Consider the following 20371-nt stretch of genomic DNA (forward strand, 5'->3'; position numbering starts at 1 on the left):
CCGGACGCTGGAACCGCTACTGGCGGCCGTCACCGCGGTCCGCGAGAAGAGCCGACATCGCCGCGGCGTCCTCGATGGACACCTCGCCCAGCGGACCAGGCGGAATCGGGCCGGGCGGCAGCGGGGGAACCGGCAGGGGCAGGCGTGGCAGCGGCGGCACGGGTACGGGCACGACCGGCGGGATCGGCACCGGCACGGGCGGCTGCACCGGCAGGCTCGTGAGCAGGGCGGACAGCACCGCGCGATGGGCGTCGGCGAGTCCGTGCCCGGTCGCCAGGTCGTAGCCGGGGCCGGCCGCGTCGCCCTGGAAGTTCTGCCCGGCCGTCACGTCACGGGCCGTGCGGTTCAGGACGTCCTTGACCTGGGCGGGGGTCAGGCCCGGAGCCGCCTGCCTGATCAGGGCGCAGATCCCGGCGACCTGCGGTGCCGCCGCGGAGGTGCCGCTGATCGCCGCCCAGCCGTCGTTGTCCGGCGTCTCGTCGCCGTTCGGGTGCTTCTTGCCGTTGCCGCGGCCTTTGTCGATCTCGTCACCCGGCTGCACCGGCAGCATGATGTAGCCGGCGCCCGGCTGCATGCCGACCAGCCCGCTCACGTCGGGCACGTTGCGGCCGGGGTAGACGGGGCTCGCGAACCCCGAGGCGTAGTCCGACGCGTGCAGGCTCATGTCCGGTTCCATGAACACCCCGCCGACGGAGATGACGTCGGGGTGCTGGCCGGGGAAGCTGAAGTGCCCGTTGCCCGCCGAGAAGACGACGACGACACCGCTCGCGACGGCCGCGGCGACCGCTGCCGCGAGTGCGGTGTTGGCGGCGGACAGCTGCGACGTGCGGATGTCGAACCCCCAGCTGCAGCTCATGACCTGGGGCCGGAGGCCGACGGCCGCGTTGAACGCGCCGGTCGAGTTGACGGAGCTGAACTTCACCATCGTGAAGTCGATGTCCGGCGCGATCGCGAAGAGGTTCGCCGACTCGCCGGTGCCGTGGCCGGACTCGTCGTCGGCGGGCTTGGTCGCGCCGGGTCCGAGCACGACCGGCGCCGAGTGGTAGCCCCTGCCGGTGAAGTACGGGTGGCGGAACCAGCCGCTGTCGACCATCACGACCTTCACGCCGCGACCGGTGACCTGCATGCGGTGCGCCTTGTCCGCGTTCATCCCCAGCGACACGTCGCCGGGCACGTTCAGATGCCAGTAGGACCGAGTGGGCGGCAACGCGCTTTGGTGGAGGTAGACCGGTTCCTCGATGGCCACGCCTTCGAGCACGTCCGCCGCCGCGCTCTGCGAGGTGTCGATCAGGCCAGGCATGTCGGTGTCCGGGGTGTCGACGAACGTCGCCGTCGTCTCGCCGGCCTGAGGCTTGATCACTCTGCGCTGCTCGGTGACCAACCGCGTCGAGAAGTACTTCTGGTACAGCGAGGGCGGGCCGGCGATGTTGATCGTGGTGGGCGAGATCTGCAGCACCTGGAAGCCGGCGGCCTGCAGGCGTGCCACCGCGTCCCGGATCACCGGCTCCTCGGACGTGTACGCCGCGACGTTGCGGTGGTCGATCGTCTGCGTCGCGTCGAACAGTGAGGATCCGCCGATGGAGCGAGGGGAGGCCTGTGCGTACACGACTTTCGGCAGCGGGTCCGGTGTCGTCTTCTTCGTTGCCATGATCACTCCGTTCTGTGCACCGTGCCGCCGCGGTACGAACGAAGTCGTCGCACGTTGCTCGCCGTTAGCCCCCGCAGTCGTCGGACATCCGGGTGAATCAGCGCTGGGCTACTCGGCGGCTACCCGCTGCTACCGACAATGCTTGGGACAATTTAAAAGAGCAATACTCACTTTGGTCGATATTGCTAGTGCATTCGCGGTCGATCTGTAAGACTCCGCTCAGGTTTGGGGAAACCTAGGGGGTCAAGTGTTGCGTCGGCCGTTTTCGCGTGCCTTTGTCTCATTGATTGTTCTCGCTCAGATAGGTCTCGGCGCGAGGGTCGCGTTGGCCGACCCGGAGCCGCCACCACCACCGCCACCAGCGCAGCAACAGGCGCAGGTGAGCAACAAGGACATTCCGACCGGGAAAGTGCAGCAGGCGGACGCGCACGTGGCGCCGCAGCTGCAGGCAATTCCCGAGGTCCCGCCCGTTGATCCGGGCCCGAACGGGTCGGTGCAGGTTCCGCGCGAACCTTCCAAAGCGCTGCAGGACATTCCGGCGCTGCCCGCGTTGAATCCCGCACCCGGCACGGTGCCGGTCGAGAAGGCGCCGGTGGTGCCGAATCCGCAGGTGCGGCCGTACCAGCTGACGCTGCCCGAACAGCCGGGGCAGAAGCTGGTCGACCAGACCGCCGCGGACGCCCTGGCCACGCTGAGGAACGCCGGCCGGGTCACGCCGCAAGGCACTCCGGACCTCGACGCGACGAAGCTGCAGCCGCAGGTGTCGTCGGCGCAGTTCATCGACCCGACCCGGCGCGCGACGCTGCAGGAGCTGATCGACGCGCTCACGTCGGGCAACATCCCGCCGCCGCTGCCCGTGGATCCGCTGGCGCTGCTCAACGAGCTGCCGGACGGCATCCCGAGGATCACCTACCGGGTCTGCTCCGAGTCGGCGACCAAGCAGGTGTCGTGCTCGCTCACGCTCCCGCTGGGCGTGCCCGCGATCGTCGACGTCACCGGTGACCGCACTCCCGACGTGCTCGCGGACGTGCTGCCCGCCGTCGCGGTCGGCGAGATCGTCGGCCCGGTTCGCGACCTGCTCAACGTCCAGCGCCAGATCGACGACGCCACCAAACGCCTCAACGTGGTGCTGGAGCTGCTGAAGGATCCGCTGAACGTGATCCTGCACCCGGAGCTGCTGATCGAGAAGCTGCAGCTGGAGTCGTTGCTGGACAACCTGAAGACGACGCTGGAGGAGAAGCTCCAGGCGTTGCTGCGGATCATCAACGTCGGCCTCGCCATGGTCACGCTGCGGCTGCCCACCAGCGAGTTCGCCGGCCGCGACCTGCCCGCGCACGTGTGGGGCGTTTACGACCTGCCCGGCCACAAGCGCGTGTCGCTCGGCTACGACGGATTCCGGCGCGGTACCAGCCTTTCCACGGCCACGATCGGCATCTTCACGCTGAACCCGTTCGAGATCGCTCGCGGCGTGTTCGACGTCAAGGCGTCGCTGCTGCAGCTCGGTGCGGGGGAGGCGTTCGCCATCACCGCGGGCATCGCGTCCGTGCGTGACGACGACAAGGGCGACGCGTACGACCCGACCGTTGCGAGCGCACGGTTCTCGCCGGTACCGCGGTTCTTCAACGCGCACGCGTTCATCGACATGGGGGCGTCGGACAGGCCGCAGAAGGCCACCGTCGACGCCCGCAGCGACGTCGACACGCACCTCGACGCCCAGGTTCTGACCAACCAGGGCGGGAGAAACCGGTTCGACCAGCTGAAGATCGACACGTTGCCGTCGGAGGTCTCCGCGGCGATGACGCGACCGGTCAGCGGTGGCGAGACGACCATCAACTACCTGGCCTCGTCGGCGATCTCGGACGTGTTGTTCGCGGACTACGTCTACAGCGGCCAGCTCGATTGGGCCGTGCAGGCCGGTGCGAAGGCCGTGCCCTCCAAGTGGGACGCGCAGCTGAAGACCGAGCAGGACAAGATTTCCGCGCACTACACGGCTTCCGGCGCGCTGGAGTCGCTGGACGTCAACTTCTACGACCGCAATCCGGCGATCGTCGGCCGTGGTGCATTGCGCAAGCTGCCCGCCAAGGTCGACTTCGAGGTCGACCGCGGCGCCAAGCACGCGAACTTCACCGCGGACCAGCCGCTGGGGTCGGCGAACCTGGCGTTCTCCAAGAACCTCGGTGCGTTCGCGCCGCTCGAGGGCGATCACACCACGGTGATCACGCGCGACCAGGCGATCGGTGCCAGCGCTCAGGTCAGCGGTCTCAAGCTGGTCGACGCGTTCTTCGACGGCCACACCAGGTTGAAGACCGAGTTCTCGCCGGGCGGCCAGGCTTTCGTCGGTGCCGCTGACATCGACGGTGAGCACAAGGCGCGGATGGAGATCTCGAACCTGCCCAAGACCGCGTCGATCGACGCGGACACGGCGGCGCGCAAGATCGCCTACCGGGCGAGCGAGGTCATCAACCGGGTGCACGTCGCGTACACGAACACCAAGACCGGGCCGACGTTGTTCGGCACGGTGCTCGACGTTCCGTCCACTGTGGACGTAGAGTACGACCTCGGTGACAAGCCGCGGGTGAAGTACACCGCGTCCAGCCGCATCTCGCGGGTCGAGGTGTTCGCGAGCCCCGACCACGTGGAACAGCTGCGGCCAGAGGACGACAAGTACCTGTCCGCGCTGACGATCGGCGTGCCGACGAGCGTCGAGGTGCTGGCCGACCTCGCCGCGAAGCACCTGCAGGGCAAGCTCGCCCAGCAGCTCGACCTCGTGGACGTCGTCGCGCGGTTCCCGGTAGCCGGCCGGGACTGGACCGCTTCGGTGCACCTCGAAGCGGTTCCGGCCGACTTCGACGCCGACTGGGCCGACGGCAACCTGCGGTTCCGCGCGCTGAGTGCTCCGCTGGGAGTCGCGAAGCTCGCGGTGACGAACCACAGGGGCACTTCGGCACCTACAGGCCTGCACGCGGCTGTCCATTATCGACAGACGTCCGGGGATCTCGACGCGAGCGTGTCGGTGCGCAAGCTGTCGCACATCGAGTACTCGCGGGCCTCGACCGGCAACCAGACGTTCCGGCTGGACACCGACACCGGTGGCGATCCGGTGTTCGTGGACGCGGACGTGGTGCTCGCGGCGAACAACGCCGACGACACCAGGTACTCGGTGCTGGGCCGGATCGACAACCTGCCTAGCACGATCCGCGTCGACGTCGGTGACGGCAAGATCACCTACGCCGCCGACCGCAACGTCGGGCTGGCGTTGAACGTCGCGTTCGGCAAGATCTCCGCGCTGAACGGGCTCGGTGCGCCGTTGTTCGCCAACGGTGTCGCCGCTGTCGCTCGTGGCTGCGCGGAGGGTGCGGGGTGCGCGAAGGACGAAAGCCCGTTCTGCCAGGCGTTCCCGCGGTGCTTCGGCGTCGTCGGCACGGTGAACCTGCCGGGCCTGCCGACCGGGATCACGATCGACCTCAACGCGCGCAAGGTCGTTCTGGACGACTACCGGCCGACCGCGCCGCTGCAGGCGTACGTGGGCGTGCACGGGCTGATCGACCGGTTGCCGGACTTCAAGGCGCTGGCAACGCTGTCCGGTGTCGCCTCGCCGGTCGACCTCACCGTCGGCCCGCTGGACGTGGCGGACGGCAAGATCGACGTCGGGTACACCGCGACCTCGCCGCTCGGCACGCTGACGCTGGAAGCCGACGCCCGCACGACCGACACGCGCTTCCCCGTGCTGCGGGCCAAGGGCGTCATCGGCAAGCTGCCCGCGTCCATGCACCTGGTCGGCCAGCTCGGCGACAGGACGTCGGTGAGCATGCGCAACTCCGCGCCGGTCGACGAGATCTCGCTGACCGTGACCAGCGACCGTTCCGGCTACCTGCGCGCGGGAGTCACCGGCGTGCCGGCTGAGGCGGACGTGCTGGTCGACGCACCAGCGAAGCACGCCGAGGTCACCATGTCTGCGCCGATCGGTGCCGTCACGGCCCTGGTCCGCGACATCCCGGTGAACGGCCGCAACTGGTCCGCGTTCGGGGATCTGCGGAACATCCCGTCGAAGTTCACCGCAGACTGGGCCGAGGGCAAATACCTGCTGGCGGCCGAGTCCGCGCCACTGGGCTCGGCGGCGTTCGCGGTGACCAACCACGCGAACGCCCAGGCACCAACGGGTTCACATCTCGCGGTGCACTACAACAAGTCCACTGAGGACATCGACGCCAGTGCGGCACTCAGCGGGTTCTCGCGCGCCGAGTACACGCACACGGGCGGCGACTTCACCACGAAGTTCAACATCGCCTCGCAGACGATCGCGCTGGACGCCGACGTCCGTCTCGACGGTGCCGTGCGCCTGGCCGCGCTCGGCAGGCTCGGCCCGGTGCCCTCGACGCTGACGATCGGCTCGAACAAGGGCGTGCTGACCTACCGCGCCGACCGGCAGCTCGCGCTGGAACTGCAGGCGTGGCTGGGCAAGCAGGCCGCGCTGAGCTCGCTGGGCGCGCCGAAGTTCGCCAACGGCATCGCGGTGGTGGACGGCAAGTGCTCCGGCGACGGCTGCCCGCGCGACGACGGCCCGTTCTGCACGGACCGCGGTTGCTACGGCGTGGTCGGCATCATCAACATCTCGGGGTTGCCGACCGAGGTGACCGCTGACCTGGCCACGAGCTCGTTCTCGTTCAGCAACTACCGCCCGGTGGTCGACCGGCTGGAGCTCTACGTCGACGACTCGGTGTTCGCGCCGGAGCCGTTGACCAGGGCGAAGGCCAAGGTGACGCTGACCAACCTGCCGTCTGCGATCGACTTCAAGCTCGGGCCTATCTCCATGAAGGACGGCCTGGAGTTCAAGTACGACGCGGGTGTCGTGAAAGCCGGCTCGATCGAGGTGCACGCCGAGGCGCAGGGTGTGCCGAAGCTCGGCACCGCGCGGGCGTTGGCGCAGCTCGATCCCATCCCGGGCAAGGTCGACGTCAAGGCGAAGTTCGCCGAGGGCACGAAGATCAGCGTCCACAACTCGACGCCGATCACCAAGCTCGTGCTGAAGGCGTCCGGTCAGTACGAGGGCAGGCCGGCCAGCGGCATCGCGCAGCTGACCGACGTGCCCGCGGAGTTCGACATCACGACGGCGGTGAAGACGGCGGGCATCACGGCGCCGGACTTCGCCTACACCTCACCGGCCTCCACTTTGGACGGTCTGTTCGCCCTGGAAGCCCAGATCATCAAGGCGACCAGCGACCAGCCGGACGCGTTGAAGCTCGGCATCAGCGGGGTCTCGTTCGAGTTCGGCGACCTCGGCGGCAAGACCGAGGTGACGCTGAAGGAGGACTCGTCGGTCGAGATCAAGTCGGTGCCGAAGACTCCCTTGATCGAGTTCCACACCGGGCTGATCCTCGCTTCGGAGGTTCCGCGCAAGGAGGTGGACGAGAAGCTGTTCGCCAGCCCGGACCCGGTCGAGTTCTTCACCGGGACGCTGCGCGGCCACTACGGCGTGAAGCCGTCGAAGATCGACGACATCGGCTTCGCGATGCACGACATCGGTTCGCTGACGATCCGGCCGGCCAAGGTGCCGTTCAACATCGACGGCGTCCCGGCTGCCGCGGGCTACGTGATGCCGGCGTTCGACCGCGGTGACTACGACCGCGTCGAGGTGGGCACGAGCGGCGTCGACATCAACGCCGACGTGGATCTGAGGTTCCGGATCGAACGGCCGGGACCGCTGCCCGACGCCTACGACGAGAGCCTGAAGATAGGCAGGACGAACACGATCCAGTACCACCGCTACGACCAGCAACTGCGGGACATCAGCTCGAAGTTGCAGCTGTCCGCCCTCGGCGTCGACCTGGGCTGCCTGCAGCTCGAGACGAGGCCGGGCAAGGTCGCGACCGGTGCCAACGGTATCGTCGTCCGGGGCGCGGACGGCCAGCAGATGATCATGTTCCTGGATCCTGGAGACGCCATCCCGGACTACCTGATCGACGTGCTGGCACAGTTCGCCTCGCCGTTCGCGGATGCGAAACTCGATGTCAGGGACTGGAATCTCGGTTCGTGTTGATCAGGAATCTCTTGCTCGTGCTGCTGGCCGTCGCCGCGTCCACCGCGGTGACGGCCTGCAGTGCCTTCTGCACCTCGACCTCGCTGGAAGCCCGCCCGGCCTCCGGCACACCTCTGACCCTGGAAGCCGTGCTGACGTCGGACGGTTCACCCGTTTCCGGCGGCCGCGTGGCCTTCTACACCCGTGCCACCGGCCCCAACGGTGGTGAGGAGGGCCGGTTGATCGCCCAGGCCACCACCGACTCCTCCGGCGTGGCCCGTCACGTCGTGCAGGGCGGTCGTGCGGCGCTGGACTATCCCGGCGCGACGTTGAACGGCTACAAGGCCACGTTCGACAACCTCGACAAGCTGAACGGCGTGCGCTACTGCTCGTCGGCCGCGGAGGGAAGCATCTCGTGAGGCTGCTCGTGGTGGTCCTGCTGCTGTTCGTGGTCTCTTGTGGACAGTCGGGCTCGGTCAGTTCCGCCGACTGCGCCAAGGTTTCCTCGATAGCCTCGTCCGGCAAGCCCTTGTCCACGCTGGGAGCCGACCTGCCGGTGCCCGCCGAGGTGACCGGCACGTCCGGCTCGGTGCTGCCCGCGGGTTCCGGGACCGAGGTGCCGGCGGGCGAGTCGACGCTGGCCCAGCCGGACCCGGACGTGGACAGGATCGTCGCGGCCGGCAAGGTCTCCTCGCTGTCCGGCCTGCGCTCGTCGGTGGAGAAGCTGATCAGCTCGCGGGGCTGGCGCGTGGGCAGCAACAGCTCCGCCTCCGACGACCGCTTCTCCCTGGAGTACCAGGGCCCCGGCATCTCGGGCTCGGTCGTGGCCCTGCCCTGCACCGAACCTCTCTACCTGGTCAGCGCCGAGGTCTCCCCACCACTGCCCGCCTCGGACACCCCGTTCTCCTGCGACGAACTGCAGTCCGCCTTCCCGGGCATCAAGGCGGGCTCACCCGGCACGTGCACGCTGTCGTCGACCGAAACCCAGCTCCAGGTGACCTTCGCCCGTCCACCCGTCGACGCCTTCCAGTGGCGCCCCCGCCTGCAAGAGCTGCGCCGCAACGCCCGTGACTACGCCTCGACGTACTGCGGCCCAGGCAACCGTCCCGCAGCCGCGTCCGAGTTCGCCGCACAGTGCGCCTCCCAGGACACCTTCGGCGCCCGAGCGGCGGTGAGTGCCGTGCGCGACAACGACTTCTGGGCAGGCGCCCAGGTAGAACTGAAGAACGCGACCACCGACCAGGCACGCGCGATGGCCGAGAAGGCCGTCCGCGCCCTAGTCGCCTAGCACCACGCGGATCAGCCCGGCACTGCCGAAGATCAGCACGAGGGCCAGCAGCCCCCACCCGGCCCGCGCTCCCAACAACCCTGGGCTCGGTGCCTGCTGAGATCGTGCTCGAGCGTTGAGCGCCTCGGCTCGCAGCACGCACGCCAGCGCGCCGAGCCACACCACGAACACCAGCAGGAACACCCGGTGGCCGAAGATCCCGGCCGCCAGCAGTCCGATGAGGATCGGCGCGAACACGGCGATCCACAGTGTCCGGAACAGCATGCCCCAGCGGTAGACCACGTCTGCCTCCACTCAGTTCGCCGGGCACACGATCTCCAGGCCGGCTACTTCACGTGACCAAGCCAGTTCGGACCGCGTTCAAGAAATCAATCCAGAACGCGCCGATACCCTCCCGCGACCGACCAGAGGAGGGGGTCGTGGACTTCCACGCGTCACCGGCCGTCATCGAGGACTTCAGCGAGATCCTCGGCAAGCAGGAAGAGCACACGGAGGCCGCCGAGCGCTACGCCAAGGCGCACCTGGAGATCAGCGACCAGTCCGACGGCATCATCGCCGAACTGCTCACCACGCACGACCAGCTCCAGGCGCAGATCAACGAGGTGCTGGCCCAGCTCAAGGCCGTCTGCGTGACGAACACGAAGGCGATGGCCGCCACCGCGCGCTACTACCGCAACACCGACGAGACCGTGGCGCGCCAGTTCGAGAACAAGCTGCCCGAAACCCAGCATCCGCCGGTGACGCCCTTCGTCGGCCCGTTCGTGCTGCGCGAGACCATGGTGCCCGAGGGCCGGCTGACCCCACCGCAAAGCGCACCGGAGCCCCTGGACCCGATGGCCGTCATCGACGCGCTGAACAACCTCACCAGCCCCGGCTGGTACGCCGCGAACGTCCTGGAGGTCCTCATCGGAGTGAACCCCGCCGACGAGGTCAGCAAGTGGATCGCCGGCGACTGGGAGGCGTTCTCGAAGTGCTGCGGAGCGTTCAACTCGCTCGGCTTCTTCTGCAGCGACATCGGCGTGAACATCATGGACAACCACCGCCTGCTGCTCAACGCGTGGAGCGGCAAGGCGGCCGACGGCTCCTACGACTACTTCAACCGGCTGGCGACATCTCTCGAACAGCACAAGGACGCCTTCGTGAAGCTCAAGGGCGAGTACGAGAAGGTGGCCGCGGGCGTCCGCGAGTTCGCCAAGGTGGCGGGCGATCTCGTGCAGGACATCTTCGACAAGGTGTTCTGGATCGTCGCGGAAGCGGTGGCGGGCGGCGTCATGGCGGAGTCGGTCGTCGCGCCCGCCGTGCTGTGGGCGGTGGCGGCGTGGCAGTGCATGCAGGTCGTGAAGACGTGGGGCAGGATCGGCGAACTGTTCCAGGCGCTGTCCTACATCGTCCGCACCGCCAAGGGCGAGATCCTGATGGTGATGAGCGACAGCGGTTTCAAAGCGCACCCGTTGCCCGGCTCGTACGGCCACCCGGCCCTGATTTAGGTGACGACATGACGGAAACCGAACTGCAGCCCGGCCTGGACCGGCGCCAACGCCAGCTGCTCCAGCAACTCGCCGCCAACGACAAGAGCCCGGCGCTGGCCGAGATGGCGAAGGAGTTGCTGGCCGGCCGCATGAAGCCTGCCGACGTCCTCACCAGCCGTGCCTACGACGAGGTCCTCGGCCCCGGCGCGGAAGCCTTCACGTCCTGGTACGCCACCACGTCCGAGGAGGAGAAGGAGGCAGCGGCCGAGCACGGACGCGCGGAACTGGTCCAGCTCGCCTCGGACGAGCTGGCGGGGGTTCCCGACCGTCCCGCGGAACCGGCTGCCCGCGCGCCGGAACCGGAGGAGGACCTGTCCGAGCGCACCTGGTCGGGCGACTCGTGGTGATCGTGCGCCCTGTCAGGTTCCGATGGCGACGAGCACGAGCGTGCGGTCGTCCGGAACGAGGTAGGCCTTGGCAGACCACGTGTCGCGACTGAAGGCCTGGTCGAGACCCTCACTGGTGAGAGCCGTCCCGGTCGGCAGTTCGTTCGGGAGCGTCCAGCGCCGGGAACCGTGTCGTGAGCGGTTCGAGGTCGGTCCGCAGTTCGCGATCAGCAGTAGAGCGATCAATCGGCCGGTCCGAGCCGGGCACCGAGGTTGAGCTCGAAGTCGCCACGCTGCTGCAGCCCCCGCGCGACCGCTTCACCGATCCGCTTCCGCGTCCCAGGCCACGTGCCCGACTCGCGGAAGATCTGCGAGGTCTCCCGCCGCTCGTCATCGGACGGCACCCCGGCCCGCTTGTCGATCAGTGCTTTCGTCGCGACGAGAGCGGCCTGTTCGAAGCTCGCGATCCTGCGGGCGAGCCGGTCGACGAACGTGGCGAGTTCCGCGTCCGGCAGTGCCCGGTTGATCCAGCCGTAGCGTTCGGCCAGTTCGGCGTCGAAGTCCTCGGCACCGAGCGCGATCTCCAGCGCGCGGGACCGGCCGACCATCCTGGGCAGCACCTCGAGCGCACCACCGCCGGGAATGAGCCCGATACCGACCTCCGGCTGGCAGAAGACGGCACGTTCCCGGCTGGCGAACCGCATGTCACAGGCCAGCGCGAACTCGCTGCCGATGCCACGAGCCCGGCCGCGGATCTCCGCGATGCTCACGAACGGTGCCCTGGTCAACCTCGTGACGATGTCCGCCCAGTAGGGCAGACCGCTGGGACCTGGCTCGGCGGGCACCTCGCCGCCGCGCACGATGTCGAAGTGCGCCAGGAAGAACTCCTCGTCGGCACTGTCGAACACCACGACCTTGACCGCCGGATCGGCCTCCAGCCGGTCGACCACCTCACGCAGGCCGATCATGGTCTCCGGGCTCATCAGGTTGAGCGGCGGATTGTCGAACGTCACCCGCAGGTAGCCGTCCGAACGCTCGCTGACGACCAGTGGACTCGCCATGACGGTTCTCGCCTTCTCATCGGAATCCGGGCGATCGTTGTCGCAAACCGCAAGTTACCCGAACGCTCGACGCATATGATCATCTCATGACGGAGATGGCCGGTGAGCGGATCGCACGTCGTATCGCCGCCTCGGGGGCCTCGATTTATGATGCTTTCGACAGGGAAAGCGATCTGTATTACGACAATCAAACTCTGGAAGACCGGCTCGAGGACGCACTCATAGGCCTTCAGTGGAATCTTCCGAACAAAAGCCGTTCGAAGCGGGGAAAGCAAGCGGTCGCCGAAACACTCGGATATCCTGTGCCGCGGAGTTTCAGGAGGACTCAGCCGTGCTTCCCCAATCAAAACCTGGACTTGTTCCTGCAGCAGAACAGAAATCTGCAGATCTGGAATCAACCTGTCGACCCTGAGCGACGTTACGCAATCGTTCAGCTGGACCCGGCGAATGTTGTGACAGCAGTCCGTGTCGTGACGGGCGAGGCCGTCGCGTTGTGGGACAAAACAGGAACTTTGACTTCGAAGTTTCAGGCCGAACGTTTCGAAGGACGCGCCGGCTCGAAGCTCGTCAGCGACCTCGACACCCCACCGTTCCGCGAAGCACTTCTTCCCGACGAGACCACGAAAATTGATATTTCCGGTTTGAGCCCGGCCAGTCAGCCTCGCCGTGGCGCGGTGCTGTCGATCAGCGAGGTTCACTCTCGGTTGCTGGCGCTTGTGGGTGTCACATTTGACGATCCAGGGATCACCAATGAGCGCGGACGTGGTGTCGTGCTCCAGAAGCTGGTGACCGAAGTGCTCGGGGTGGGTCCGTACGGGGACAAGGGGCAGTTCCCGGACATCTTGAACCAGGCCCTGGAGGTCAAGCTGCAGCTCAGTCGAACAATCGACCTGGGCCTGGTGACTCCGGACAGCGACCATCTCGCCGAGGACGTCGGTAGCGGACTTCGGCACTGCGACGTCCGATATGCGGTCTTCTTCGGCAGTCGGAACGGATCCGTGGTAACGATCAATGCGGTGGTGACGACCACCGGTGCGGACTTCTTCACGGAGTTCAGGCGCTTCGGTGGGCTGATCAAGAACTACAAACTTCAGATCCCGCTACCGTCAGGGCTGTTCGAGCCCAAAGGCTGACCACACGGCGGCATCTACATCGCGCTCGAGCGAGGGGGTTGCCAGGTCGGTCGCCCCCTCAAGCTCACGTGCAAGTTTCACAGCGCGCTTCGCCGCAGGATTTTCGGGATCAGGCAGCGGGAAGTGCTCGACGTACTGCGAAATGAACCGGCGCCTGCCCGCGTACAACTTGTTGCCGAACCGGGCGTCGTAGTAGCGCATCGCCAGCGAGGAGTTAGCGACGGCCACCGCCAGGTAACCCAGCTCTTCCTGCTCAGGCGACAGTGAGATCCAATAGCAGTTGCCGTTGACGAGGGCGCCGGTCCTGTCGATGGCGAACTTGCCGTTCGTGGAGATGTCCGGGAAAACGATTTTCGGCGCTGCCCATTCAGCGGGCTTCTGCGGTACCCAGATCTCCCACCACTTCCGGCCGGCGTCGATCACGTACTTGCGTCCCTCGAGCTGCTCGCGGTGCAGCTTGAGGTAGGCAGCCGCGCGCGGGAAGCGGTCGATGTCGAGAGGGACGCGCTTTCGATTGGTCATGTCGTAGGGATAGAGGATCGAGAGCGTCGAGTGCCGGCAATTCCAGCGTTGAGCTGTGTCCGAACTGACGAGAGGGTGGAGCAGTTCGCTCTCCGGGCGCACGCTTGCCTCGAGATCATCCCAGCTTCGACGGATGAACACCTTGTCGGCGGTGCTCTTCACGCCCACCCTGATCTTTCCCAGATCGCTGAACCTGAACAACGACGCTTCGTCGACGGCGGCCAGGAACTCCAGGTCGGATGAGCGGCTCACCCAAGGCTTGTCGAAACCGGAATCAGATCGAACGGCGATTTCTCCGCGCTCGATCGACCAGGTGTCCGTCCCGACCTTGACCGCGCCGTTGGTGTTGCCGTCGAGTGCGCCGTAAATGGACTCGGCGTTAGTGCTCGACTGCTCTTCCTTCGCCGCGGCGTAGATGGACGTGACCGGGATCTTCTGAGAATCAAGCTGGGTGTTCGACGCAAAGATGAGCGCCGGCAGGACCGCTGCCGCAAACTGTTTGGTGTCTCCCAGGTCGATGATCTCGTTCACGCGGTAACGACTGGCGAGAAGTCGCCTGGTGCTTTCGCCGCCCTTGGTGACCAGGAATCTGTTGGGCACGATGATTCCGAACGATCCGTGATCTTCGAGCACTGACCGGAATCCGGCGATGAAGGCCTGGTAGAGATCGACTCTACCGCTGAGGCCGAACTGACGTCCGAGTTCTTGTGCCCGTGCGGAACCGAGATGCTGCGTTCGGACGTACGGCGGATTCGCGATGACGAGGTCGAACTTCTCGCGGCCTCCCTCGCCTTCCGCGTCGAAAAGAGTGGACGGCGCGACGCTGTTCACTTCCGCGAGTCCCAGAAGGAAATCGGACACGTAGCCGCGAAAACTCACGTTGGATGCCGCGTTTGCCAGGCGATCAGTCGCGGCCTTGATGGCATGCTCGTCCGTGTCCGTACCGACGAGCTCAGCTGCGACATTGCGTTCCGCGAGCTCCTGCGCGATCGCCAGCAGAAGTTCTCCGTCGCCACATGCAGGGTCGAGTACTTTGACAGTGCCCCCGTCTGGCAAGGAGGCGTGGAGAAGCAGCTTCTGAGCGACGTACTTAGCAAGATCGGCGGGCGTGTAATGAATACCCTCGAGTTTTTCGCGCCCAACTTGCCGTGACGCCGTTGCTGCCACCAGCTCCTCCAAGTTCTCGAGCCGTCATGGTAGCTGCAGGCGTTGTGAGGACATCACGTTGGTGACGGCCTGGAGCTGGGGGCGACTTTCGTTGTTCCGGATGTCCACCTTCTCCGCTTACATCCGGACGGCTGGGCACGGTCTCCTTGAAGTCATGACCGACCCACGGCATTCCAGGCGCACAGCGTTGCGCGCGGCGCTGGGCGTGACGGCCAGCGGAATCACCATGGCGGGAGGGAGCCTGGTCGCACAGGCGCGAACCAGAAGGGGCGGCACGACGACGTTCGTGGTCGTCACCGGTGCGAGCGGAAACCCGGGCGGGATCGACGCGCTGTCGCTGCGCGGGCACCGCACCGTAGGGGTGGATCTGCCAGGACACCGCGCCACCGACGCTCAGTTCGCCCTCGACTACCAGTGCCCGCAGGATCACGCGTCCCTGGCGACCCGGCCGTCGCCGATGGCAGGTGTCGGCCTGGACGCTTTCACTGCGGCGGCGATCGAAACAGTCCGCACGGTCGCAGAGTTCGGCCCGGTCATCCTCTACGGCGGCAGCATGGGCGGAGCGACGCTGAACCGGGTCGGCAACGCGGTGCCCCACCTGGTCGACCGCATCGTCTACGACAGCGCGTTCTGCTGCGTGGATCTGGCCAGCCCGCAGGACTACCTGACCACCCCGGAGGGTTCGACGACCCTGGCCGGCGACATCGCCGCGGTGGTGGTCGCGGACCCCGCGGTCATCGGCGCGGTGCGAGCCAACTACCGCACCGCCGACGTCGAAGCCCTGACCAAACTGAAGAGGGCGCTGATGGCCGGCGCGAGCGACGCCGAGTTCCACGCGATGCTCGCCTCGCTGCACCCTGACGAGTCGCTGACCGTGGGCAGGGAGAACTCCCAGGTCCGGCCGGACACTTGGGGCCGCGTACCGCGAACCTTCATTCGGCACACCGCGGACCGGATGATCCCCCTCGCCCTGCAGGACCGGATGATCGCCGAGGCCGACCGGCTGACCCCGCACAACCGCTTCGACGTCCACACCGTGAACGCGGGACACGCCGCGACCACCGAGCAGTTCCGCCAGATCGTCGAAATCCTGAACCGACTGCCGGAGTGCCACGCGTGAGTCACGACTGTTCCGCGTCTCGATGGACTACGCGGTAACGCATGTGCGTGGCGTCGCGGCCTTCGAGCCGGCGCACGAGCTCCAGGTCGACGTGGTCGAGTCCGGCCGGCTCGAACAGCCGCCGTCCATCACCCAGCAGGACGGGAACAACGTGCAGTTCGAGTTCGTCGAGCTGCCCGGCCGCCAGCAACGCCTGCGCCGCACCAGCGCCGTGGACCAGCACCGCTCGATCTCCCGCCGCTTCACGGGCCTCGACAGCACACGCGGTGACGTCGGTGTAGAACTTCGCGCTCCCCGGCGGCTCATCGGCCGGGTCGATGTGGTGGGTGAGCACGTGGATCGGCACGCCGTCGTGGTGGTCGCCCTGCCACCGATTGGCCAGCTCGAACGTGCGGCGCCCGGATATCACGGCGCCGGTGGACGAGGCCTCGGCGTACACCTGTCCGTTGACGCCCTTGGACATCCGGTCGTCGAGCCAGTTGAACAGCCGCCCTCCGTTGCGGCCGAGCTCTTGCCCCGGCCGGTCGTCCGGCCCGGCGATGTACCCGTCGACCGACACGGACATGTACAGCCGCACTGGTGTCCTGCTCATCTTCGTTTTCCTCCTCTGGCCGGTGGCGATACCCGTACGTCGATCGCGCGGCGCCGATTTCGACATCGGCCGGAGTTGTCGAAACCGGGCCGCGTCGTTCGTCGCCAGGTTGAACGGCCGCCCACCAGAGGCGCCGTCACGACCACAGGAGATCCCCACCGATGCGGCACTCACAGGCCAAGGTCCACCGCATGTTCGAGCTGATCGAGCCGATCGCCACCGTCACCTTCTCCGAGGTGGCGAACGAGGCGTTCCTGGCCCTCGGCATGCGCAACTACTGGGACGGATACTTCGCGGGCCGGGCAGCACCGCTCGGTCTGGCACCGCCCGAGGTGGTGCACGCGGTGTTCTACAACTTCGCCGACGGCGAGGTGGCGCGCCACATCCCGTGGGTCTGGGGAAAGACCACCCCGCGGGAGGCGATCGCCGTGCGCGAGCGGGGCAGCACCGCCGCGCTGCGGCAGAGGATCGGGCAGCTCGCCGACTCTCCCGGCCTGGTGCGGGTCGCCGACCTCGCCACCCGAGCAGCGGTCAGCGCACCGACCGAGGGCCGAGTGCTCTACGCCGGGCTCCGGGCGCTTGACGTGCCCGAAGAGCCGCTGGCCAGGCTCTGGCACGCGGCGACGCTGCTGCGCGAGCACCGCGGGGACGGCCACAACGCAGCCCTCGTCGCCCACGGCATCGGCGGCACCGAGGCCCACGTCCTGCTCGCTCTCTCCCTCGGAATGAGGACCGAGAAGTTCGGCCGGATCCATCACCTGCCCAAGGCGCAGCTGGCCGCTGTCGTCGACGGCCTGCGCGCCCGCGGCCTCGTGAACGCCGCCGGCGGTTTCACCGACACCGGCCGGGAGACCAGCGAGCGGATCGAGGCCCTCACCGACGAACTGGCGGCGCCGGCGTACGACGTGCTCGACGCGCACGAGCTGGACGAGCTGATCGCGGGGCTCGAGCCGGTGGCCGCCGCGGCACAGTCCGTGCACGACTGACCCATTCGGATACCAGCCGGCAGATGGGTCGAGGTGCTCCGCTGAGCAGATGGTCGACGAGGTGCCGCGAGGCGCTGTTGAGCTGGCACGCCACCTGGTGACGGCTCAACCCGAGCCGCCTTGCCGCGGTGGAGCGATCGTCGTGGTCCATCGTCACATCCTCGGCTCCCGCGTTTAGCCGCTCGGCCGAGCGGGGCGGACGTCAGCGGGTGTCCGGTGCTTGGCTTCGATCCTCGGTGCGCAGAGGGAGGCGGAGGTCATCGACGAACGATCGCCGAAAAGCAACAAGCGCTTGCGTCTGACTGGCAAGTTGGTGCTCGAAGGGGCCCCCAAATGTGGTCATCACCTGAGCGCGAATGACATTCGCTCGTTCGTCGGCATATAAAGAATAGGTGAGCTCCTGAAATTTGGTTGATGGGCCGAGAGTTCATCTTGTAGGAGACATCTGGTGGTGCTTCGTTCGGACGGGAAGCAGTTGGCACGTCCAAGCATCAGAAATTTCCGATAGGCGCCCCCATGACACCGAGCGCATCCTTCAAGCTCGGATTTCTCACTCTCTGTTGGAGATGGTGTTTCTGCAGGTCACGAGCCTGTGGGGTCTCTGTGGGAGGGTCTGGCCTCCGCCTTCTTGCTTCAGACTGCGGGGCATCGGGTTCCGATCCTGGCTAATTCACTTCCCGTAAAACGTGGCCGGTTCGATTCATGTCCTGACAGGTGCATCATGAGTTCTGTGGCGTGTGCTGAGCGCCGCGTCAAGGCTGGCGCCCTCACTTCCAAGTGAGCTCACTCAATCGTGGTGATCTTTCACTCATTCAGTTCTGAGAGTCCAATCGATGTTCATCTGGAGCCCGGTCGTGGTTGATGCTGGTCATTCACACTCTGCGCAGTATTCTTGGAGAGGACTCGGTTGTGGTGATTTCCCTCGACCAGGGCAGCGGCTCACACATTCCTTCGCTCAGACGGTTCCTCTGGGCAAGTGCACTCGCTGTGGCGTGCCTGATCACCATTGCCATTCCCGCACAGGCGACCGAGTCGGGCACGGTCGCTGTCGGCGGACATGGCGAGGCGTCGGCAGTACCGGATCTGGCCGTCATCAGCGTCGGCGTGGAAGTCAGGAAACCCACTGCCGCGGAAGCGGTGGAAGCACACGCCACTTCCGCGCGTGCACTGCTGGACTCAGTGCACGCCCAAGGTGTGTCCGATCGCGACATCCGGACCGAGAACATGTGGCTCAACCCGGTCTACGAGTACGACGAGTCCGGCAACTCACACCTGGCGGGCTTTCAAGCCGGCCAGGCCTTCTCGGTGAAGGTTCGCGACGTGACCAAGACCGGGAAGGTTCTTCGCGCCGCCGTGGACGCGGTCGGGGACGCTGGGCGGATCAACGGGGTGTCCTTCGACGTAGAGGACCGTGCGGCGTTGCGTCATCGGGCCCGCGCCGCGGCTTTCAAGGACGCGCGCGCCAAGGCTGCCCAATACGCCCAGCTCAGCGGTCAAAGGCTCGGGGACCTGTTGTCCGTGAACGAAGCCGCCTCCAGTGGAGCGGCGCCGATTCCGATGTTGTCGTCGCAGGATGCGGACGGTGTGCCGGTGCCGGTGGCGCTGGGTGAGATCAGGGAGGAGATCGACGTCGTCGTGGTGTACCAAATGCGCTGACAACAGGGCTGATTCGCGCTGAGTGTTCAACCGAACACGGAGCGGAAAAGTTTTCACATTGGGTCAGATTCGTGTCCGTCGGTCCGCTGTTGCACATAACGGCATGGCGGACCGTGTCCCGGTTGAGGTCCGATTTCCGCCACGAGTTGTGGAGGTCGGGATGTTCGGTCGAGGAGCGGTCTCGCCCGGTGCGGGTTCCACATCGCGGCGGAGGCCCGCGGAGGAGGCACCTCCTGCGGTCACCGAAGGGGAGCACGGAGCCGGCATCTCGCTCGATTGCCGCGCCATCGAGGCGGCAACGCAAGCCGAGGTACATCCCCCGGTCGCGAGCACGCAGACCAAACACCGGCCTGCGGGCAACGCGGTGGCTCGTGAGGTTGCGCAGGTCGAAGTGGTTGCGGCCGTCGAAGGTGACCGACAGGCCATCGAGCGCCTGCTGGCGAGCATTCTTCCGCTGGTGGTGCGGTACTGCCGCGCCCGAGTGGGCCGGCAGGAGCGGTCCTTCGCTTCGGCGGACGATGTGGCCCAGGAGGTGTGCATCGCGGTGCTCACGGCATTGCCCAGGTACCGCCACGAGGGGCGGCCGTTCCTGGCGTTCGTGTACGGCATCGCGGCGCACAAGGTTGCCGATGTGCATCGGGCTGCCGCCAGGAACCGTTCCGAGCTCGTCCCTGACGTTCCCGACACCCCTGAGATCGTGGCCGATCCGGAACAGCGGGCCTTGCAGAGTGAGCTGTCCGAACAAATGGCTCAGCTCCTGCTGATCCTCCCGGAGAAGCACCGCGAGATCGTCGTGTTGCGGGTGATCATGGGGCTGTCGGCTGAGGAGACCGCCGAGGCAGTCGGATCGACACCAGGTGCGGTCCGGGTCGCGCAGCATCGCGCGTTGGCCCGGCTCCGCAAGTCATTGACCGGAGCAGGGGCCTCGGACGAGGCCGGTACACGAGAGCACAGGTCGAGTTCGTGAGGTCGTGGTCCGTCGGACGACAAACACCCCGCCTGGCTACCAAGGTTGGTAGCCAGGCGGGGTGGTTGAGGTTGATGGGGGTCAGAAGTTGAGTTGCCAGGCGTTGAGGTAGCCGGTTTCGGTGGTGCGGTAGAGGTCCTGCACCCGCAGCTTCCAGGTGCCGTTGGCGAGTTTGGTGGAGGCGTTGAGGGTGTAGGTGACGGTGAGGTTGTCGGTGGTGTCGGTGAGGGTGGCGTTGCGCAGCCGGTAGGTGGTGCCGTCGGGTGCGATGAGGTCGAGTTGCAGGTCGCCGCGGGCGGTGTGCTTGATGTCGACGGTGACCTTGAGGGCGGTGGGGGCGTTGCCGGTGCGGCCGGTGAC

General features: G+C 66.8%; 17 protein-coding genes. 10 read left to right on the forward strand and 7 right to left on the reverse strand.

Features of this window, described 5'->3' with window-relative positions; translation table 11 throughout:
* Positions 1-16: 16 nt before the first annotated feature.
* Entirely contained in the window at positions 17-1648 is a 1632-nt protein-coding gene (locus ABZ345_RS25685; protein ID WP_359853591.1) for a S8 family serine peptidase, read from the reverse strand.
* 283 nt (positions 1649-1931) lie between these two features.
* Between ABZ345_RS25685 and ABZ345_RS25690 the strand changes: the two genes are divergently transcribed.
* Genes ABZ345_RS25690 through ABZ345_RS25700 form a run of 3 tightly spaced genes read left to right on the forward strand, consistent with a single transcriptional unit; the run spans position 1932 to position 8952 of the window.
* Positions 1932-7685 carry a hypothetical protein gene (locus ABZ345_RS25690; protein ID WP_359853594.1) on the forward strand — a complete coding sequence of 1918 codons (5754 nt, stop codon included), beginning with the start codon at positions 1932-1934 and terminating at the stop codon, positions 7683-7685.
* Positions 7679-8083: a hypothetical protein gene (locus ABZ345_RS25695; RefSeq protein ID WP_359853597.1), complete on the forward strand. Its 405-nt coding sequence runs from the start codon at positions 7679-7681 to the stop codon at positions 8081-8083. The genes ABZ345_RS25690 and ABZ345_RS25695 overlap by 7 nt, the downstream gene beginning before the upstream one ends.
* On the forward strand, positions 8080-8952 hold the full coding sequence (locus ABZ345_RS25700) for a hypothetical protein (RefSeq protein ID WP_359853600.1): 873 nt from the start codon (positions 8080-8082) through the stop codon (positions 8950-8952). The genes ABZ345_RS25695 and ABZ345_RS25700 overlap by 4 nt, the downstream gene beginning before the upstream one ends.
* On the opposite strand, the gene ABZ345_RS25705 is transcribed toward ABZ345_RS25700, so the two are convergent.
* Positions 8941-9234: a hypothetical protein gene (locus tag ABZ345_RS25705; protein ID WP_359853603.1), complete on the reverse strand. Its 294-nt coding sequence runs from the start codon at positions 9232-9234 to the stop codon at positions 8941-8943. The genes ABZ345_RS25700 and ABZ345_RS25705 overlap by 12 nt on opposite strands.
* 137 nt (positions 9235-9371) lie before the next feature.
* Here ABZ345_RS25705 and ABZ345_RS25710 point away from each other — a divergent pair, with 137 nt between their 5' ends.
* The gene (locus ABZ345_RS25710) at positions 9372-10439 is read left to right on the forward strand and encodes a hypothetical protein (protein ID WP_359853606.1); all 1068 of its coding nucleotides are present in this window, start codon (positions 9372-9374) and stop codon (positions 10437-10439) included.
* 8 nt (positions 10440-10447) lie between these two features.
* Entirely contained in the window at positions 10448-10828 is a 381-nt protein-coding gene (locus tag ABZ345_RS25715) for a hypothetical protein (RefSeq protein ID WP_359853609.1), read from the forward strand.
* Positions 10829-10840: 12 nt separating this feature from the next.
* Here the strand turns inward: ABZ345_RS25715 and ABZ345_RS25720 are convergent, their stop codons facing one another.
* Together ABZ345_RS25720 and ABZ345_RS25725 are read right to left on the reverse strand one after the other, a co-directional pair.
* On the reverse strand, positions 10841-11053 hold the full coding sequence (locus ABZ345_RS25720; RefSeq protein WP_359853612.1) for a hypothetical protein: 213 nt from the start codon (positions 11051-11053) through the stop codon (positions 10841-10843).
* On the reverse strand, positions 11050-11868 hold the full coding sequence (locus ABZ345_RS25725; protein ID WP_359853615.1) for an enoyl-CoA hydratase/isomerase family protein: 819 nt from the start codon (positions 11866-11868) through the stop codon (positions 11050-11052). Before ABZ345_RS25725 ends, ABZ345_RS25720 begins: the two co-directional genes overlap by 4 nt.
* Before the next feature lie 86 nt (positions 11869-11954).
* Here ABZ345_RS25725 and ABZ345_RS25730 point away from each other — a divergent pair, with 86 nt between their 5' ends.
* Entirely contained in the window at positions 11955-13001 is a 1047-nt protein-coding gene (locus ABZ345_RS25730) for a hypothetical protein (protein WP_359853618.1), read from the forward strand.
* On the opposite strand, the gene ABZ345_RS25735 is transcribed toward ABZ345_RS25730, so the two are convergent.
* Positions 12975-14702: an N-6 DNA methylase gene (locus ABZ345_RS25735; protein WP_359853621.1), complete on the reverse strand. Its 1728-nt coding sequence runs from the start codon at positions 14700-14702 to the stop codon at positions 12975-12977. The genes ABZ345_RS25730 and ABZ345_RS25735 overlap by 27 nt on opposite strands.
* A gap of 142 nt (positions 14703-14844) precedes the next feature.
* Here ABZ345_RS25735 and ABZ345_RS25740 point away from each other — a divergent pair, with 142 nt between their 5' ends.
* Entirely contained in the window at positions 14845-15810 is a 966-nt protein-coding gene (locus ABZ345_RS25740; protein ID WP_359853624.1) for an alpha/beta hydrolase, read from the forward strand.
* 1 nt (position 15811) lies between these two features.
* Here ABZ345_RS25740 and ABZ345_RS25745 read toward each other — a convergent pair whose 3' ends face one another.
* Entirely contained in the window at positions 15812-16402 is a 591-nt protein-coding gene (locus ABZ345_RS25745) for a dihydrofolate reductase family protein (RefSeq protein ID WP_359853627.1), read from the reverse strand.
* 161 nt (positions 16403-16563) lie between these two features.
* Between ABZ345_RS25745 and ABZ345_RS25750 the strand changes: the two genes are divergently transcribed.
* The 3 genes from ABZ345_RS25750 (at position 16564) to ABZ345_RS25760 (ending at position 20011) form a co-directional block, all read left to right on the forward strand.
* Positions 16564-17388 carry a MarR family transcriptional regulator gene (locus tag ABZ345_RS25750; protein ID WP_359853630.1) on the forward strand — a complete coding sequence of 275 codons (825 nt, stop codon included), beginning with the start codon at positions 16564-16566 and terminating at the stop codon, positions 17386-17388.
* 909 nt (positions 17389-18297) lie between these two features.
* Positions 18298-19044 carry an SIMPL domain-containing protein gene (locus ABZ345_RS25755; protein WP_359853633.1) on the forward strand — a complete coding sequence of 249 codons (747 nt, stop codon included), beginning with the start codon at positions 18298-18300 and terminating at the stop codon, positions 19042-19044.
* A gap of 160 nt (positions 19045-19204) precedes the next feature.
* Positions 19205-20011, forward strand: a complete 807-nt coding sequence (locus ABZ345_RS25760) for a sigma-70 family RNA polymerase sigma factor (protein WP_359853636.1) — start codon at positions 19205-19207, stop codon at positions 20009-20011.
* An 81-nt stretch (positions 20012-20092) separates the two neighbouring features.
* Here the strand turns inward: ABZ345_RS25760 and ABZ345_RS25765 are convergent.
* A partial coding sequence (locus ABZ345_RS25765) for a proprotein convertase P-domain-containing protein (RefSeq protein ID WP_359853639.1) occupies positions 20093-20371 on the reverse strand: 279 nt, incomplete at its 5' end.

Origin of the sequence: Lentzea sp. NPDC005914, from assembly GCF_040629405.1 — a bacterium.
Taxonomy (GTDB): domain Bacteria; phylum Actinomycetota; class Actinomycetes; order Mycobacteriales; family Pseudonocardiaceae; genus Lentzea.

Coding starts and splice junctions, on each gene's coding strand:
- ABZ345_RS25740 (WP_359853624.1), top strand. CDS start 14,845: ATGACCGACCCACGGCATTCCAGGCGCACAGCGTTGCGCGCGGCGCTG.
- ABZ345_RS25715 (WP_359853609.1), top strand. CDS start 10,448: ATGACGGAAACCGAACTGCAGCCCGGCCTGGACCGGCGCCAACGCCAG.
- ABZ345_RS25745 (WP_359853627.1), bottom strand. CDS start 16,402: ATGAGCAGGACACCAGTGCGGCTGTACATGTCCGTGTCGGTCGACGGG.
- ABZ345_RS25760 (WP_359853636.1), top strand. CDS start 19,205: ATGTTCGGTCGAGGAGCGGTCTCGCCCGGTGCGGGTTCCACATCGCGG.
- ABZ345_RS25725 (WP_359853615.1), bottom strand. CDS start 11,868: ATGGCGAGTCCACTGGTCGTCAGCGAGCGTTCGGACGGCTACCTGCGG.
- ABZ345_RS25730 (WP_359853618.1), top strand. CDS start 11,955: ATGACGGAGATGGCCGGTGAGCGGATCGCACGTCGTATCGCCGCCTCG.
- ABZ345_RS25750 (WP_359853630.1), top strand. CDS start 16,564: ATGCGGCACTCACAGGCCAAGGTCCACCGCATGTTCGAGCTGATCGAG.
- ABZ345_RS25685 (WP_359853591.1), bottom strand. CDS start 1,648: ATGGCAACGAAGAAGACGACACCGGACCCGCTGCCGAAAGTCGTGTAC.